The 16,772-nt window shown below is 61.2% G+C and carries 15 protein-coding genes; all 15 read right to left on the bottom strand.

Features of this window, described 5'->3' with window-relative positions:
• Positions 1-10: 10 nt before the first annotated feature.
• The 15 genes from ACIOYV_RS22875 to rfbF all read right to left on the bottom strand — a co-directional run bounded on the left by ACIOYV_RS22875 (position 11) and on the right by rfbF (position 16,672).
• Positions 11-937, bottom strand: coding sequence for a ketoacyl-ACP synthase III (locus ACIOYV_RS22875; RefSeq protein ID WP_265044118.1), 927 nt, complete (start codon positions 935-937; stop codon positions 11-13).
• A 229-nt stretch (positions 938-1,166) separates the two neighbouring features.
• Positions 1,167-2,219, bottom strand: a complete 1,053-nt coding sequence (pseI, locus tag ACIOYV_RS22870; RefSeq protein ID WP_401327252.1) for a pseudaminic acid synthase — start codon at positions 2,217-2,219, stop codon at positions 1,167-1,169.
• Complete coding sequence (gene pseG / locus ACIOYV_RS22865) at positions 2,212-3,717, bottom strand: UDP-2,4-diacetamido-2,4,6-trideoxy-beta-L-altropyranose hydrolase (RefSeq protein ID WP_401327249.1); 1,506 nt, start codon at positions 3,715-3,717, stop codon at positions 2,212-2,214. The genes pseI and pseG overlap by 8 nt, the downstream gene beginning before the upstream one ends.
• Positions 3,714-4,415 (bottom strand): pseudaminic acid cytidylyltransferase, encoded by a 702-nt coding sequence (gene pseF, locus ACIOYV_RS22860; protein WP_401327247.1) that lies wholly within the window; start codon positions 4,413-4,415, stop codon positions 3,714-3,716. The genes pseG and pseF overlap by 4 nt, the downstream gene beginning before the upstream one ends.
• Positions 4,412-5,032 carry a pseudaminic acid biosynthesis-associated methylase gene (locus ACIOYV_RS22855; protein WP_265044112.1) on the bottom strand — a complete coding sequence of 207 codons (621 nt, stop codon included), beginning with the start codon at positions 5,030-5,032 and terminating at the stop codon, positions 4,412-4,414. The genes pseF and ACIOYV_RS22855 overlap by 4 nt, the downstream gene beginning before the upstream one ends.
• A 210-nt stretch (positions 5,033-5,242) precedes the next feature.
• Positions 5,243-6,400, bottom strand: a complete 1,158-nt coding sequence (gene pseC, locus ACIOYV_RS22850) for a UDP-4-amino-4,6-dideoxy-N-acetyl-beta-L-altrosamine transaminase (protein ID WP_401327244.1) — start codon at positions 6,398-6,400, stop codon at positions 5,243-5,245.
• The gene (gene pseB, locus ACIOYV_RS22845) at positions 6,397-7,398 is read right to left on the bottom strand and encodes a UDP-N-acetylglucosamine 4,6-dehydratase (inverting) (RefSeq protein WP_054049288.1); all 1,002 of its coding nucleotides are present in this window, start codon (positions 7,396-7,398) and stop codon (positions 6,397-6,399) included. Before pseB ends, pseC begins: the two co-directional genes overlap by 4 nt.
• A 13-nt stretch (positions 7,399-7,411) precedes the next feature.
• Entirely contained in the window at positions 7,412-10,330 is a 2,919-nt protein-coding gene (locus ACIOYV_RS22840; protein ID WP_401327241.1) for a TIGR00180 family glycosyltransferase, read from the bottom strand.
• Positions 10,331-10,385: 55 nt separating this feature from the next.
• Entirely contained in the window at positions 10,386-11,123 is a 738-nt protein-coding gene (locus tag ACIOYV_RS22835) for a cephalosporin hydroxylase family protein (RefSeq protein WP_054049284.1), read from the bottom strand.
• A gap of 17 nt (positions 11,124-11,140) precedes the next feature.
• A complete protein-coding gene (locus tag ACIOYV_RS22830; protein WP_401327238.1) occupies positions 11,141-12,211 on the bottom strand; it encodes a class I SAM-dependent methyltransferase in 1,071 nt (356 codons plus the stop codon).
• Positions 12,201-13,058, bottom strand: coding sequence for an NAD-dependent epimerase/dehydratase family protein (locus ACIOYV_RS22825; RefSeq protein ID WP_401327382.1), 858 nt, complete (start codon positions 13,056-13,058; stop codon positions 12,201-12,203). Before ACIOYV_RS22825 ends, ACIOYV_RS22830 begins: the two co-directional genes overlap by 11 nt.
• Positions 13,055-14,281, bottom strand: a complete 1,227-nt coding sequence (locus ACIOYV_RS22820; RefSeq protein WP_401327235.1) for a methyltransferase domain-containing protein — start codon at positions 14,279-14,281, stop codon at positions 13,055-13,057. Before ACIOYV_RS22820 ends, ACIOYV_RS22825 begins: the two co-directional genes overlap by 4 nt.
• Positions 14,278-14,838, bottom strand: a complete 561-nt coding sequence (locus tag ACIOYV_RS22815; RefSeq protein ID WP_401327232.1) for a dTDP-4-dehydrorhamnose 3,5-epimerase family protein — start codon at positions 14,836-14,838, stop codon at positions 14,278-14,280. Before ACIOYV_RS22815 ends, ACIOYV_RS22820 begins: the two co-directional genes overlap by 4 nt.
• Positions 14,835-15,917 carry a CDP-glucose 4,6-dehydratase gene (gene rfbG, locus ACIOYV_RS22810; protein WP_290027489.1) on the bottom strand — a complete coding sequence of 361 codons (1,083 nt, stop codon included), beginning with the start codon at positions 15,915-15,917 and terminating at the stop codon, positions 14,835-14,837. Before rfbG ends, ACIOYV_RS22815 begins: the two co-directional genes overlap by 4 nt.
• The gene (rfbF, locus tag ACIOYV_RS22805; protein ID WP_054049272.1) at positions 15,899-16,672 is read right to left on the bottom strand and encodes a glucose-1-phosphate cytidylyltransferase; all 774 of its coding nucleotides are present in this window, start codon (positions 16,670-16,672) and stop codon (positions 15,899-15,901) included. The genes rfbG and rfbF overlap by 19 nt, the downstream gene beginning before the upstream one ends.
• Between the last annotated feature and the right edge of the window lie 100 nt (positions 16,673-16,772).

The following is a 16,772-nucleotide window of genomic DNA, read 5'->3' as shown; positions in this document are numbered from 1 at the left end:
GGATTGCGGTTCAAGGACGATAGATGATCGCCGAACCCCACGACAGCCCTACACCAAAACCGCTCAACGCCACGCGCTTCCAGTCCGAGTCCAGGACGTGTTTTTCCAGCAACAACGGAATGCTCGACGACACGGTATTCCCGGTCTCGACCATGTCCTTGATGAACTTCTCCGGCTCGCCTTCGAAACGCCGGGCCACCGCATCGACAATTGCCGCGCTGCCCTGGTGAATGCAGAAGGCATCGATGTCGTCAGCCTTGAGGCCGGACTCATCGAGCAACTCATGCAAATGCGCCGGGACCTTGAGCAGCGCGAAGTTGAAGACCTGACGGCCGTTCATATAGAACACGCCATCGGTGACCTTCAAATGCGGTGCGCCGGAACCGTCGGTGCCGAACTTGGCCTTGCCCAGTTGCCATGGCGCACCCTCGCCCATCCAGGTCGCGGTGGCGGCATCGCCGAACAGCATGGTGGTGTTGCGGTCTTCCGGGTCGACAATCTTGGAATACGGATCGGCGGTGATCAGCAGGCCGTTTTTCAGGCCGGCAGCTTCCATGAAGCCCTTGATCGCGTAGATACCGTAGACGTAGCCCGAGCAGCCCAGGGAAATATCGAAGGCTGCCACGTTGGTCGACAAGCCCAGCTTGTCCTGCACGATAGCGGCGGTGTGTGGCAGGCCTTCTTCGTCACCGTTCTGGGTGACGACGATCAGCACGTCGACGGCTTCACGTTTCAAATCAGGGTTGTTGGCGAACAGCGCATTGGCTGCTTCGACACACAGGTCCGAGGTTTCTTGCTCAGCGTCTTTGCGCGGCAGGAAGGCCGAACCGATCTTGCCCAGGATGAACTCTTCATCCTTCTCGAATTTTGCACCTTGTGCGTAATTGTCCACGCCGGCTACAGGAACGTAGCTCGCAATGCTTTTTATGCCAATCATTACGGCTTCCCAATAATAAACAGCCCAATACCACCGCTCGCAAGGATTCGAGGGGCGCCGACATACAAAGATTTTCAGCCGCCCGCAACGGGCGACAGCGGGGAGCGTCAAGGGCTATCACTGGACCCGATAAAGGGCCAGGCGCCATCTCCCCGGTCAATACAATACAGTGAAGATGCGCGTTATGACTCACAGGTCACGCTATTTTGCCGAATCAACCCGACAAGGGTTATTCGACCAAGGACCAGTCCAGCGCGGTTCCGCGCTTGATCGCCTGGCAAGCGCGGCGGCCCAGAAGGCTTTCAGCGTGTTTGGGCGCCAGCCCCAGGCCCGGGCGGATGGCCCGCAGATTGGCGGCGGTGAAGGCTTCACCGGCGACCATGTCCTGGGTGACGTACAGCGAGCGGCGATACACCAGCGATTTGCGCTCGGCCTCGGTCACGCCGTAATGCACCTGACCCATGGCCTGCCAGGCGCGCTCGGTTTCGATCACCAGGCTGGCCAGTTCGGCAGGCTCCAGGGAGAAACTGGCGTCCACCCCGCCGGCGGCGCGGTCAAGGGTGAAGTGTTTTTCCACCACCGTCGCTCCGAGCGCCACCGCCGCGACAGAAACGCCGACGCCCATGGAGTGATCCGACAACCCGACTTCGCAACCAAACAACTCCCGCAGATGCGGAATCGTTCGCACATTGCTGTTGGCCGGCGTCGCCGGGTAGGTGCTGGTGCATTTGAGCAGCACCAAGTCTTTGCAACCGGCCTCACGGGCGGCACGCACGGTTTCGTCGAGCTCGGCGATGCTGGCCATGCCGGTGGAGATGATCAGCGGTTTGCCGGTGGCGGCGACCCGGCGGATCAGCGGCAAGTCGGTGTTTTCGAAACTGGCGATCTTGTAGGCCGGCACGTCGAGGCTTTCGAGGAAGTCCACGGCCGTATCGTCGAATGGCGTCGAGAAGGCGAGCATGCCCAACTCCTTGGCACGAGCGAAAATCGGCGCGTGCCACTCCCACGGCGTATGAGCTTTCTCGTACAACGCGTACAACGAAGTGCCGGTCCACAGGCTGTTCGGGTCCTTGATGAAGAACTCGCCTTCATCGAGGTCCAGGGTCATGGTCTCGGCGGTATAGGTTTGCAGTTTCAAGGCATGGGCGCCGGCCTTGGCCGCAGCCTCGACGATTTGCAGGGCTACCTCCAGCGACTGGTTATGGTTGCCACTCATCTCGGCAATGATGAACGGCGGCGCGTCGGCACCGATCAAGCGCTCGCCAATCTTGAAGCTAGTCATTGCGGTGATCCTTTAAAACGCGGGTGAACGCGCAAGCATGCTGGGTGAAACCGGCTTCGCGAAACAGACTCAGCGACGGCTGGTTGGCAGGTAATACTTGAGCAGTGATGGTGTGCAGTTGCGGCCAACGGGCCTTCACGAACGCTTCGCCGCGAGCCAGCAGCGCTCTGCCCCAGCCCAGCCCGAAGCGCCCTTCGAACAGATAAATCGAGACTTCGGCGCTGGCACCGTGAAGGTCATAACGCAGCGCACCCACCGGGCCGTCACCCGCTTCGGCGATCAACAGCAACCGTTGCGGATTGTCCAGGCTTGCGGCCAGCCAGGCTTGATGCGCAGGCCAGTCGATGACGCGGCTGTCCAGCGACCAGCGCCGCACGGTGTCGGCATTGCGACCCTCGAACAACAATTGCGCATCGTCCAACGTCGCCTCTCGTACCGGCAACACCGCACCGACCAGCGCGGCCACCACCCGTTGCGCTCCACGGCCATCGACCAACCGACGGGAACGCTCGGCCAGACTCTGACGCAAACCCTGATTGCCCGCGACAAACCCGATGGCCTGGCGCAGTTGCTCGACACTGACCTGCTCACGCGCCCCGAGGAATACATGGGCGCCCGAAGTGGCCATGACCTCGCCATTGGCCTGCTGGTTATTCGACACGGCAATGCAGATCGTCGGCAGCCCCATGGCCGCCCGCTCCCAACTGGTGCCGCCACCGGCGCCGACAAACAGGTCGGCCTCGGTCATCAAGCGATAAAAGTCGCTGACGAAACTGTGCAGGCGCCAGTTCGGACGATCAGCCGCCAGCGCTTGCATTGCATCCCAGGCCGGGTTGTCGGCCCCGGCGACGAAGTCGACTTCCAGCTCATGAAAATCCGTCAGCGCCAACATCGCGTGATGGGTTTGCCGCGCCGCATCGAAGCCGCCGAAGTTCACCAATACGCGCTTGGCCCGGGGTTTGATTTCTATCGCCGGGCAGCAGAATTCTTCGCGCAGCATGGCGAAGCGAGGCCCGAACAAGGTTCGGCAATCGGCGCCAATCAACCCGACATAAGCTTCGGGAGCGCCCGACATATTCTGATTGAGCAGCAGATCGACGTCATAAGTGCGTGTCGCCAGATCATCCACCGCCGCGATCCGAGGCGCCCAGCGCCGCGCGGCGGTTTGCCAGTGATGATCGAGGCCGTAGTGGTCGACGATGATCCAGTCGAAGGGCGCGTGGTTTTCCAGTGCCCGATCCAGCGCGGCAATGTCCGCCTGCCACGGCAGCATCGATTCGATGGCCTGCTGCGGGTCTTCATCGGGATAGTGATCGGGCAAACGCAACGTTTCAAAACCTTCGGCCGCCAGACTGTCCAGCCGATGGCCCGGCAACTCACGACAGGCAAAAGCGACGTGCGCGCCTTGTTTGCGCAAGGTCCTGGCCAATGGCAGCAAACGGGCGATATGACCGCTGCCAATGGTTGGCGAGGCGTCGGAACGAATCAGCACCCTCATTGCAATTCACCGCCCGCCTTCAAAGCGGCATACAGGTATTCGGCGCGCTTCCAGTCTTCAGGCGTGTCGATGTCCTGCACCAGATAGCGCGGCAGGATCACCGGCAGGCTTTGCGGTGAATACAGCACATCGCCGCGCAGCCAGGCATCGGTGCGCCCCCAGTAAAACTGCCCGGCATCCTGATAGGCCGGCGGCAAGTCCTGGGAGCGCGTCTCACGAAACTCTGGGTACAACGCGGTCAAGGCGCCCTGATCATCAAGGGTCAGGGCGCGCTGCACCGGAAAACCGAAGTCGCAGACCGAGAACGCGAAGGATTTGTCCGGGTGGCGCTCCAGCAACTCCACGCCCTGTTGCAGAAATCGAGTTTGCAGCAGTGGCGCCGTGGCGTAGATGCAACAGGCAAAATCAAACTCCTGGTCCTGCAACGCTTGCAGCGCATGAACAATCACCGCCGCCGTGCCGGTGAAATCATCTGCCAGTGCCGCCGGCCGCATGAACGGCACCTGCGCACCGCAAGCCCGGGCCAGGTCAGCGATTTCTTCGTCATCGGTGCTGACCACCACTTTTGCGAACAACCCCGAATCGAGGGCGGTTTTAATCGAACGGGCAATCATCGGCACGCCGTCGAACGGCTTGAGGTTCTTGCGCGGTACGCGTTTGCTGCCACCGCGGGCCGGGATGATTGCGACGTTGTTCAAGGGCGTTTTTCCAGAAGGAACCAGGTGATGTCATCCACCGGGAATTGCGGATCGCGGTGGTAACCGAAACCGTAATCCACCAGTTGCAAGTCATCATAACGATCGAGCATCTCACCGGCAAAATCACGCTTGAACAACTTCCCGCTGTTGCCGCGATACGAGACTTCGACCGGCGCCGGGTTGTAGTACTCGGCGATCAGGATGTAACGCTGGCTCAATTCATACAGCTGCGCATAGGCCGCCGAGAGCAACTCCGGCGCCAAGTGGATCAGCACGCCTTTGCTCAAAGTCAGGTCAAAGCGGCGCTCGCGGGGGAAATCGAACAGCGAGCCGTGCCAGATCTGCGCGATCCCCAATGCCTGGGCCTGGGCATGGGCGCTGGCATTGATCTCCACGCCGAACAGCTCGCACTGTGGCAACAACTGATGCAACGCCTGCAAATTGTTGCCAGCGTTAGTGCCCAGCTCCACCAGGCTTTCAATCCGCCCGGCCCGGGTCAACGCCTTGGCAAACAATGCGAGGTTGGCGGCTACCAGCGGTTGGCCGACGTTGCGGTCGACGTATTGATTGCCGAAGTCGCCCTGCCAGAATTTTTCCTGCTCACTGAGTTCACGCATTGCACACTCTCATTTAAAACGCTGAACCCTGTGGGAGCGGGCTTGTGTGGCGAGGGGGCTTGCCCCCGTTGGGTCGCGAAGCGGCCCCAAAACCTGCAAACGCGATGTATGAGATTCATCGCGTGTAATGGTTTTACGACTGCTTCGCAGCCGAACGGGGGCAAGCCCCCTCGCCACAAAAGCCCGCTCCCACATTGGGCGCTGCGGCGGTTATTCGGTCAGTCGTCGCAGTTGCTCAACCACATAATCCTGCTGCTCATCACTGAGCAACGGAAACAGCGGCAGGCTGATGGCTTCGGCGTAGTAGCGCTCGGCTTGTGGGAAGTCCCCTTCGGCAAAACCCAGGTCGCGGTAGTACGGCTGCAAATGCACCGGGATGTAGTGCAGGTTCACCCCCACTCCGGCCGCTCGCAACCCTTCGAACACCTGGCGATGGCTGAGGCTGATGCGATCCAGCTGCAAGCGCACCACGTACAGATGCCACGCCGACTCGGCCTCGGACTGAGGGCTGGGCAAGGTCAGCGGCAAGTACGCGAGCAAGCGGTCGTAACGCGCCGCCAGTTCACGTCGGCGCGCGATGAAGTCATCCAGTTTGTTCAACTGTGACAGCCCGAGCGCTGCTTGCAGGTCGGTGATGCGGTAGTTGAAGCCCAGTTCAACTTGCTGGTAATACCAGGGGCCGTGGCTGGGTTCGGTCATCTGCGCGGGATCGCGGGTCATGCCGTGGCTGCGCAGGCGTTGCAGGCGCTCGGCCAGATCCTGGCGATTGGTCAGGACCATGCCACCTTCGGCGCTGGTGATGATTTTCACCGGGTGAAAGCTGAACACCGTCATCGCGGCGAAATCACCGCAACCCACCGGGCGCCCGGCATAGGACGCGCCGACTGCGTGAGAGGCGTCCTCAATGATCGTGAAGCCATAACGCTCGGCCAGTTCGGCGAGCATGCGCATGTCGCAGCTCTGCCCGGAGAATGCTACCGCCACCAACACTTTGGGCAGCGTGCCGCTGTCCTCCGCCGCTTCAAGTTTGGCTTTCAGGGCGTAGGCATCGAGGTTCCAGGTCAGCGGGTCGATGTCGACAAAGTCCACCTCGGCGCCGCAGTAACGTGCGCAATTGGCCGAGGCCAGAAAGGTGTTCGGTGTGGTCCACAACCGATCACCCGGCCCGAGACCAGCGGCCAGGCAAGCAATGTGCAGCGCCGCCGTGGCGTTACACACCGCCACCGCGAAATCGGCCTGGCAACGTTCGGCCATGGCCTGTTCGAAACGCTCGATGGTTGGGCCCTGGGTCAGCCAGTCGGACTGCAACACGGCGACCACCGCATCGATGTCGGCCTGATCGAGACTTTGCCGACCGTAGGGAATCATGCCGACAGGTCCGCGTGCAGATCGGCAATCTGGCCGACCGACAGGTAATGCGGATTGGTGTCGGAGCGGTACTCGAAATCTTCGCTGACCGGTTTGCCCTGCTCGCCCAATTTGTCCACGGCAAAATCCACGTCGACGCTGGTGAAGCGGATCGACGGCTGGATGGTGTAGTGATCAGCGAACTCAAGCGTCATGCGCGCATCGTCCAGCGGCACCATCAGCTCATGCAGCTTTTCCCCCGGACGAATCCCCACGTGTTTGTGCGGCAAGTGTTCGGCCATTCCTCGCGCCAGATCGACGATGCGAATCGACGGGATCTTCGGCACGAACACTTCACCGCCGTGCATCCGGGCAAAGCTGTCGAGCACAAATTGCACGCCGTGATCGAGGGTGATCCAGAACCGCGTCATGCGTTCGTCGGTGATCGGCAGTTCGGTGGCGCCTTCGTTGATCAGCTTGCTGAAGAACGGCACCACCGAGCCCCGCGAACCGGCCACGTTGCCGTAGCGCACCACGGCAAAACGGGTCTGCTGTTCGCCGGCGATGTTGTTGGCGGCCACGAACAGTTTGTCCGACAGCAGCTTGGTCGCGCCATACAGGTTGATCGGGCTGGCGGCCTTGTCGGTGGACAGCGCGACCACCTGCTTGACGCCATTATCGATGGCGGCAGCGATGATGTTTTCCGCGCCGTTGACGTTGGTGCGGATGCATTCGGTCGGGTTGTACTCGGCGGCCGGCACCTGCTTGAGGGCGGCGGCATGCACCACGTAATCGATGCCGCGCATGGCCTGGCGCAAACGCTCGGCATCGCGCACGTCACCGAGAAAGTAACGCATGCACGGTGCGTTGAACGTCTGCTGCATCTCGTACTGCTTGAGTTCGTCCCGGGAGAACACCACCACGCGCTTGGGCTGGTATTGCTCCAGCAAGCGGCGGATGAAGTTGCGCCCGAACGACCCTGTGCCGCCCGAGATGAAAATCGATTTACCGTTGAACATGCCGTGAATCCTTTTAGGCGATCAACTGTGCCCAGTTGATCGAAGTGCTTTCACCCAAGGCGAAACCTTTGCCGGTCAGTGCCAGGTTGGCGTTGTAGGCCTGATCCTGAGCAAACGCGGCGGCCCATTTGTCACGCAAGGCGTCGAGTACCTGTGGCGCCTGTGGCACCACACCCGGATGAACGACCTGCACCAGCGGCGTCCACACCGTGAGGTAACCGGCCTGACCGGCCTTGAGGCACAGATCGACGTCGCTCAAGCCTTCGGCGAACGTCACGTCATCCAGGCCACCCAAGGCGTCGAACAGTTCTTTGCGCACCATCAGGCACACCTTCGACACTGCCGAGTAGTTCTGCTCCAACACCAATCGCTGCAGATAGCTGTCGCTGGCGTCATAGCGCTGGCCGGTAAAGGCCGAACCGACGCCGCCATTCAGCCCCAGGATCAAACCGGCTTGCGTGACCTTGCCTTCACGATCGACCAGTTTGGCACCGACGATACCCACTTCCGGACGCTGGGCATGGTTGAGCAGCGACTCGATCCAGTTCGGGTTGACCAATTCACTGTCGGTGGCCAGCAGCACCAGATATTCACCTTGGGCCTGCTGGCTGGCGGCGTTGTATAACGCCACATTGTTCAGCGGTCGATCGGCGCGCAGCACGTGCACTTTGGCGTGCTGATGGGCCCCAAGCCAATCGTTGACCTCGGAAGACTGATTCGGGTTGACCGCGATCAGTACTTCATAGCGGGTGTAGCGGGTACGCAGCAACACACCTTGCAGGCACTGTTGCAACACCGCCAGATCGTCCCCGGCCGGGATAATGATCGACACCAGCGGACGTTCGGTATGGCGGTAATCAATCTGGTAGGTGCCAGGCGTCGCCGAGGTGACCTTGGCTTTGTAGCCACGGTTGCCCAGATGACGCAGCAACGCCAGGCGCTCGTGGGCATTGTCTTCCAGCACCGGGGCCCGGGCGATCAGCAAGGGTTCGTCGAGGTGGGCCAGGCCACTCAGGCCACCCGTCTCGATGATGCGCAGCAGCAGATCGAATTCCAGCGCCTTGCTGAAGTCAGGTTGGTAGCCACCGGCCTCGATCAACACGTCGCGACGGATCAGCCAGTGCCGCGCCATCAAGGCGGGCAGGCTTTGCAGCAGGTCAAGGTTGAAGCCGGGACGGAACACATCCACCAAGGCGCCGTTGTCGGTGCGCTGGATTTCATCGGTGGCCACGGCGCGAACGTCGGCGGCGGACAGCAGTTCCAGGCTGGCGCGCAGCAGGCCGCCGGCAGTGAACTCATCGCCCGCCTCCGCCAGCAGCAGCCAGTCACACGGCGACTGAGCGGCGCTCAGGTTCAGCTTGTCGACGAAATTGCTCTGTGTGACCCGGACAAAGTGCAGGGTGTTTTGTGCCGTGGTCGCCGCCGGGGCTTCGCCGGTGGTGAACACCACGACCTTGAATGCTTTGCTGTGACCTTCGAGCAGGCTATCGAGGGTGACCTGCAATTTGTCGACGTTGTTATCCAGGTCCAACAGGAAAATGCCGAACTGTGGGCCGCCGTCATTCGCCGCCAGGTGCCGGGCAATCGACTCGGCTTGCAAGGCGTCAGGCTGACGGGGTTCCAGCCACTTGAGCAGACGACCCGACAGCATAGTGTCGAACGTCGGGCGATGATCCTCATCCGATACCGCGTCAATGCGTTCGCTCCAGTCACGCATCGACTGCGCTTCTTCGTCTTCGCCCAGCAGTTCCAGTTGCGCCACCAGACGCTTGACCACCGTACGGTTGAACGCGTTGGCGTCGTAGGCCTGCCACAAACGGTCAACCACGCTTTCCGGGGTATCGTTGTTACGCGGGCTCAGCAAGTGTTCCTGGCGGGTCCATACGCCTTCCAGTTCTTCGAGCTGGAGACGGCCGGCCGGCATGGCATGCAGGAGAAATTCGAAGCGGGTCAACTGATCGAAAAAGGCCTGATTGTAAAAAGGCATCTCGACGTATTGCTGCGGCCCGAAGCGACGCTTGGGCTCCTTCAGGGCATTGTTCCAGAGGGACCCGAAAATCAACTCCGCCGTCAGCGCCCGGCCGGTTTGCAGGCTGTCGATCATGGCATCGAAACTTTCTTGCACAAACGCTTTGCCCTGCGCCGGATCAAGGTCGGTGATGCCGGTTGGCAACGCGGCCAGGAACTCGATAAAGGACTCGCGCTCGGCCACCGATTTGGCATCGGTGTAGGTCAGCGAGTGATACACCTCGGTGTTGTGCTCGGAGTTGCCATAGTTGATCTCGCGCACCACATAAGCGGTCGGCAGGATCCGCGCCTTGGCGCATGCAAGCATGTAGTAGACGTGACCGATTTCCTGCCATTGGAAACTGGTGCCCGGCGGCAACAGCGCATACCAGGATTTCATCAGCGAAGTGCGGGTCACCGCGTAGAACGGCGGCAGGTACTGGCGCATGTACTCGACCACGCGATCCTGCGGCCGCTCCGACGAATAGTCCTCGCAGACCTTTTTGTCGCGACGGTAATAGCTCACGTTGCCGGCGAGGGTCAGGTACATCAGGCAATAGCCGTGGCACATCCCGTAGTCGCGGTTGGCTTCGAGGAAGTCCACCGACTCGGCCAGCGCCTCGTGCACGATGAAGTCATCGTCGGCCGCCAGCACCATGTACGGCGTAGTCACTTGCTCCACGCCATAGGCGATCTTGGCCTGGAAGCCACTGTAGGCAAACTGCGGCACATGACGGTATTCGACGTCGGGGATTTCGCCCTGGAAATACTCGGTGGCGGAATCGAGCACCAGGACTTTGCAAGGCAAGTCGCCGTAATACTTCATCGCCCTGCGCAAAAAAGCCGGACGGTTGTGGGAAATCAACACCACCGTCAGCAGCTCATTCAACGGCAACATGTGCTCAGAAACGGACTTGCCTTGCATAACCTCTCCCACGACCGGCGAAACGCCTGGTTAACGCTTTAATGATGTGCCGAAATTAACGAACGCGACGCAGGTAACCGTCCGGTGCCACGGTGAGCAGCAGTTTGTTTTGCATCTGCTGGTCGATCTCGAAATCCTTGTTCTCTTCGAGGTATTTCCACACGGCGGTTTTCGGGTTATCGCCCGGGCCCCATGGACGGTCCGGGAAGAAGTCGGCCGGCATGTCTTCAACCACGGTGTCCATCACCACGCAGTAGCTGTCGACGGAAACCAGTGGCGCGTAGAGACGCAACTCTTCCAGCACGTGGTCGTGGGTGTGGTTGGAGTCCAGCACCAGGATGACTTTCTTGCCTTCAGCGGCAGCACGCACCTGAGCGGCGATTGCCGGGTCGATGCTCGAGCCTTCGATCATTTTGATGCGCTTGCTCATCGGGTGGCTTTCGATGGCTTCGCGGTTGTGCGGACGGATGTCCAGGTCGATGCCCAGCACTTCGCCGTGGCCTTGCAGTTCCAGCAGCGATGCGTAGTAGATGATCGAGCCGCCGTGGGCGATGCCGCATTCAATCACCAGGTCCGGCTTGACGTTCCAGATGATCTCTTGCATCGCCAGCATGTCTTGCGGCAACTGGATGATCGGACGGCCCATCCACGAGAAGTGGTAGCTGTACTTGTGCTTGGCCGATTCGTTGAAGAAATCCCGGGCCAGGCCGGTGAGTTTCTGGTCGTCGCCCTGACGCGCGATTTCTGCCTGGCACTCGGCTTCGAAAGCTTTATTGATGGTGTTGTCGGTCATTTTAAAAGTCTCAATAGTCACTGGAACGAAGCGCTGTCTACGGCGTGATAGACGTAGCGTCCACCGGTCATCCGCTTGATTTCTTCGAGGTAGTTAGAGTTCATCACAAACAGGTTGGCGCCTTCGGGCAACGCATCCATGGCCTCTTGGGGCGAGGACACCCGCACGCCACTCAGGGGCAGATAACGTCCCTGCTTGGCCGGGTTGATGTCCACCACGCGATCCACTGCTACCCCGGCGCGTTGCAGGAACAGCGAATAGATCACGCCTTTGGACGACGCGCCCCAGATAGCCGAGCCCTGCTGCGGACTGGCCTGGATGATCTGCACCGCACGCTCAAGGCTGCTGGTGAAGTTGTCGGGCAAGTCCAGACGCGGGACCGGTTGTTCAGGGGTCAGGCGCAAGGTCGACAGGTCGGCGACGATGTACAGGTATTGGCCACCAAACAGGTGACCGGCCTCGTGCACAGTGCCGAACATCCGGCGCAGGTCATCGAGGCGGAAATAATTGACGTGCTCGTAGAACAGATCGAACCAGGCGCGGTGCTCCAGAATCCAGTCGAAGCACGGCACTTCGATGTAGATCTGCCCGCCCTGATTGGCCTCGGCCATTTGCGCGAGGAAATTCACCGGATCCTGGATATGTTCCAGCACATGGCGCAACACGATGGCGTCTGCCGCCAGGCCCAAACCACGGGTAAACGGGGCCTTGATCACGTCGGCATTGTTGCCTTCATAGGCCGGGTCGATGCCGGTGATGGCGTAGCCCAGGCCCTTGAGGAGTTCGAGAAAATAACCTTTGCCGCAGCCAACTTCGATCAACTCCTGGCCTTTGAAGTGGCGGGCAATAATCCCTTCCACATCGCTCAGGTGCTGCTGGAACTGGCCGGAATGCGCCTGTTCGTTCTGGTAGTCGGCGTCGTAGCTGAGTTTGTCGGCGTCGAAGGCGTCGTTGAAGATCAACCCGCTCTGTTCATCCTGCACCAGCACCATGTCGGCGCAGGCCGAGGCCCGGGCCGATTGCGGGTCGGCGAAGGTGCGATTCTGCAACACCGGCAGGTCAGCGACCCGATACAACTCATGCTTCATGATTGCCTCCCAACAGTTGTTGCAGACGCTCAGCCACGCCCCAGAACGCCATCGGCTCATGGGTCGGGTATGGGTAGTGGCCGAGGTTCAAACCGATGGAGGCGCCGCGTTCACGCAGCCGCTGTTCCACCAGTGTCCTGACCGATATCGGCTGGCCGCTGGAACAATTGACCAGCCCATTGAAATCCCGCTGTTGCAGGATCGCCGCCAGGTAACCGGCGGCGGTGTCGATGGGCAGGTAATCGCGCAGCTGTTCGCCGGCCGACATATTGAAAGTGGCATCACCGGCATCGATTGCCCGGTCCAGCGCCGCCAGCAAACTGTTGGGGTTCTGGCCTTCGCCGTGCAGGTAAAACAATCGCGCCCATTGCAGGGTGAACGGCTGGACCCGCTGCAAATTTTCCAGGAACAGGCGCAAGGTATTTTTCGCCAACCCGTAGGGATTGGCCGGCTGCGGCGCGGATTGCTCGGTGAGCGGCCCGCTCTGCATGCCGTATTCGAAACAAGTGCCGGTGACCAACACCTGCGACACGCCCGCCTCGACCGCGCCTTTGATAAACCGGTAGTCGGCCATCAGGTTGTGCTCGAAATGGAACAGCGCCTGATAGTTCGGCAAACCGGGCCAGGCCAGATGCGCCAAGGCATCGACGCCTTCGGTCAACGCAGCGAGATTCAGGTCGGCGGCGTGAATATCCGCCGCGATGAATTCCACGTCATTGATCCACGGCAAGCTTGCAGCGGTCTCGGCATTGCGCGCCACGGCGCGCACCTCGCAACCCCGGGCGAGCAACGCCGCGACCAGATGCCGGCCGACGAACCCGGTAGCGCCGGTGACCAGCACCTTCACAGGACGGTCAACTCGGGCACGGCGATCACGAAGCGGCCGCCCCATTCGCGCACCTGGGCCAGTTGCTGGCTGACTTCGTGCAACAGGTTCCACGGCAGTACCAGCACGTAATCCGGTTTTTCGAGGTCGATTTGGGCCGGCGACACAATCGGAATGCGGCTACCCGGCAGGTACTTGCCCTGCTTGTGCGGGTTGGCATCGGCGACCCACGCGAGCAGGTCCGGCTTGACCCCGGCGTAGTTGAGCAAAGTGTTGCCCTTGGCTGCGGCGCCATAACCGACCACGCGCTTGCCCTCGGCCTTGGCCTGCAACAGGAAGCGCAGCAGTTCGTGCTTGATGCGTTCGGCCGCCGGCGCCAGGGTTGCGTAGTACTCGGGGGTTTTCACGCCTGCCGCGAGTTCAGCTTGCAACTGGTGCTGCACCGCCGGTTGCACCTCACGACGTTCACCATCGGCGCGCTGCACGAATACCCGCAGCGAACCGCCATGGGTCGACAACTGACTGACGTCGAACACTTCCAGGCCATTGCGCGCACACAGGGTTTGCACGGCGGTCAGGGACAGGTAGGAATAGTGCTCGTGATACAGCGTGTCGAACTGCTGGCCAGCCATCAGCGTCAGCAGTTGCGGAAACTCGAAGGTCGCCACGCCGGTCGGTTTGAGCAAAGTCGCAAAACCGCCGAGGAAATCATTGATGTCCGGGACATGGGCCAGCACGTTGTTGGCGGCCATCAGGTCGGCGGACCAATCGTCAGCGACCAGTTGCGACGCAGTGTCACGACCGAAAAACAGTTCGCGAATCTCCAGGCCTTTTTCACGCGCCGCTTGCGCGGTGCTGCGAGTCGGCTCGACGCCCAGGCACGGAATGCCGCGCTTGGCGACGTACTGCAACAGGTAACCGTCATTCGCGGCGATTTCCACCACGCGGCTGTCGGCAGTCAGGCCAAAGCGTTCAACCATTTCGGCCACATAGCGCTCGGCATGGGCCAGCCAGGTGCTGGAGAACGAACTGAAATACGCATACTCGGCGTCGAACAGGCTGTCGGCGCTGGTGTAATCCTCGGTCTGCACCAGCCAGCAGTGCTGGCACACCGCAACTTTCAACGGCACCCACTGCTCGGCCTGCTCGAGTTGATCGGCACGCACGTAGGCGTTGGACGGCGGTGAAGTGCCGAGGTCGATCAGCGGCAAGGCCAGCGGCGTAGCGCAACCACGGCAATTCATACACGCACTCCGGCGAAGTGTTCATCGAGCACGGGATGGCTGGCGTCCCGGGCTGACAGATTATTGACAGGCAACGGCCAGGTAATCGCCAGCCGTGGATCGTTCACCGACAAACCGCCCTCGTGGGCCGGTGCGTAATCGGCGCTGTGCAGATAGAGCAATTCGGCGTCATCGGTGAGGGTCTGGAAACCGTGGGCGAACCCGGCCGGGATCAACAGGCTGCGACCATCACCGGCCCGCAGGTGCTCGGCGTGCCAGTGCAGGAAAGTCTCGGAGTCAGGGCGCAAATCCACCGCCACGTCCCAGACTTCACCGCGCAGGCAGGTGATCAATTTGGCTTCCGGCGCATCGGCATTCTGATAATGCAAACCGCGCACACTGCCCCGAGCGCGAGTGCAGGAATGGTTGATCTGACGAATATGAAACGCCTGGCCGAACGCGCTCAGGCTCCCTTCGCAGAACAGACGCGAGAAGTGCCCGCGATCGTCTTCAAAGCGCTTGTGCTGCACGCTGAACAAGCCGTCTAGCGGCAACGCGTTCAAGAGAAATTCGCTCACAGCGCGCCTCGGTAAACGTTCAACTGGGCCAGCGTCACGGCGCGCATGTCGTCGCCGTTTTGCCACGCCAGATGCCAGTCGAGGGTTTGCGTCAGGCACTGCTGCAACGACCAGCGCGGCTGCCAACCGAGCAATTGACGGGCGCGGCTGCTGTCCAGGCGCAGCAGGCCAGCCTCGTGCAAATCACTCGGTTCGATGCGTAAGCCTCGGGCTTGCGGCCAGCGACTGGCGAGCAGCTCGACCACTTCGCCGACGCTGCACATGTCCGCTTCGCTCGGGCCGAAGTTCCACGCACCGGCGTATTCCGGGCCTTGTTGGTAGAGGCCGGCCGCCAGTTGCAGATAACCGGCCAGCGGCTCCAGCGCGTGCTGCCAGGGGCGCACGGCTTGCGGGTAGCGCAAGGTCACGGGTTCGTCGGCGGACCAGGCTTTCAGCACGTCCGGGATCAGACGCTCCGGTGCAAAATCGCCACCGCCTAAAACGTTGCCAGCACGAGCCGTGGCCAGGGCCAGACCGTGTTCGTCATGTTTGTCGGCCGGGAAGAAGGACGCCGCATAAGACTGCGCCAACAATTCGCAGCAGGCCTTGCTGCTGCTGTAAGGATCGTGGCCACCGAGGGCTTCATCTTCGCGGTAAGGCCACAGCCATTCCTTGTTGGCGTAGACCTTGTCGGTGGTCACCAGCACGCAGGCGCGCACGCAACCGACCTGACGGATCGCTTCCAGCAGATTGAGCGTACCCATGACGTTGCTGGAATAGGTGCCCAACGGATCGCGATAACCTTCACGCACCAACGGTTGCGCCGCCAGGTGCAGGACGATTTCCGGCTCGGTGTCGGCGATGATCTCCAGCAAGGCGCCGAGGTCACGCAAGTCACCGCGCTGATCGTTGATGCCTTCGTGCACCCGCGCCAGTTCGAACAGGCTCGGCTCGGTGGACGGATCAAGGGCGAACCCGCTGACCTCGGCACCCAGGCTTTGCAGCCACAGCGTCAGCCAACTGCCCTTGAAACCGGTATGCCCGGTGACCAGAACCCGCTTGCCGCGCCAGAATTCCGGGCTCAGTCCCATTGCTTCCATGGGGCCTCCCCGCTCAGCCACAATGCTTCGAGGTGGTTCTTGTCACGCAGGGTGTCCATCGGATGCCAGAAGCCGTCGTGCTGGAAGGCCTGCAATTGTTCTTCGCTGGCCAGTGCCGCCAGGGGCTCGGCTTCCCAGGACGTCTGATCGTCGGCGATGTATGGCAAGACCTTCGGCGACAGGACAAAGAAGCCGCCATTGATCCAGCCACCGTCGCCGCGCGGCTTCTCGATGAAGCCTTTGACGCTGTCACCGTCGCGCTCCAGGGCGCCGTAACGGCCTGGCGGTTGCACAGCGGTCACGGTGGCGAGCTTGCCGTGGGCCAGGTGAAAGTCCACCAGCGCGCCGATGTTCAAGTCCGAGACGCCATCGCCATAGGTGAAGCAGAAGGCCTGTTCGCCTTCCAGGTAACGCGCGGCGCGGCGCAGACGGCCACCGGTCATGGTGTCTTCGCCGGTGTCGATCAGGGTCACGCGCCACGGTTCGCTGTAATTCTGGTGAACGTCCATGCGGTTGTTGCACATGTCGAAGGTGACGTCGGAGGTGTGCAGGAAGTAGTTGGCGAAGAAGTCCTTGATCGCGTAGCCCTTGTAGCCGAGGCAAATCACGAAATCGTGGATTCCGTGCGCGGAGTACTGCTTCATGATGTGCCAGAGAATTGGCTTGCCGCCGATCTCGATCATCGGCTTGGGCTTGAGGTGCGACTCTTCGCTGATTCGCGTGCCCAGGCCACCCGCCAAAATAACTGCCTTCATCCTCTTCCCCTCTTGTTCGTCACAGGGCCCGGCCAAGCTGTATCAAGCTTTTGCCAGCCTTCTGGATAAAACGCTCAACGCCGCTGTATGCACTGCCCGC

Origin of the sequence: Pseudomonas sp. NPDC087342 (assembly GCF_044744265.1) — a bacterium.
Taxonomy (GTDB): Bacteria; Pseudomonadota; Gammaproteobacteria; order Pseudomonadales; family Pseudomonadaceae; genus Aquipseudomonas; species Aquipseudomonas nunensis.
The sequence above is the reverse complement of the archived record's forward strand: the minus strand, read 5'-3'. Positions and strand labels throughout refer to the sequence as shown.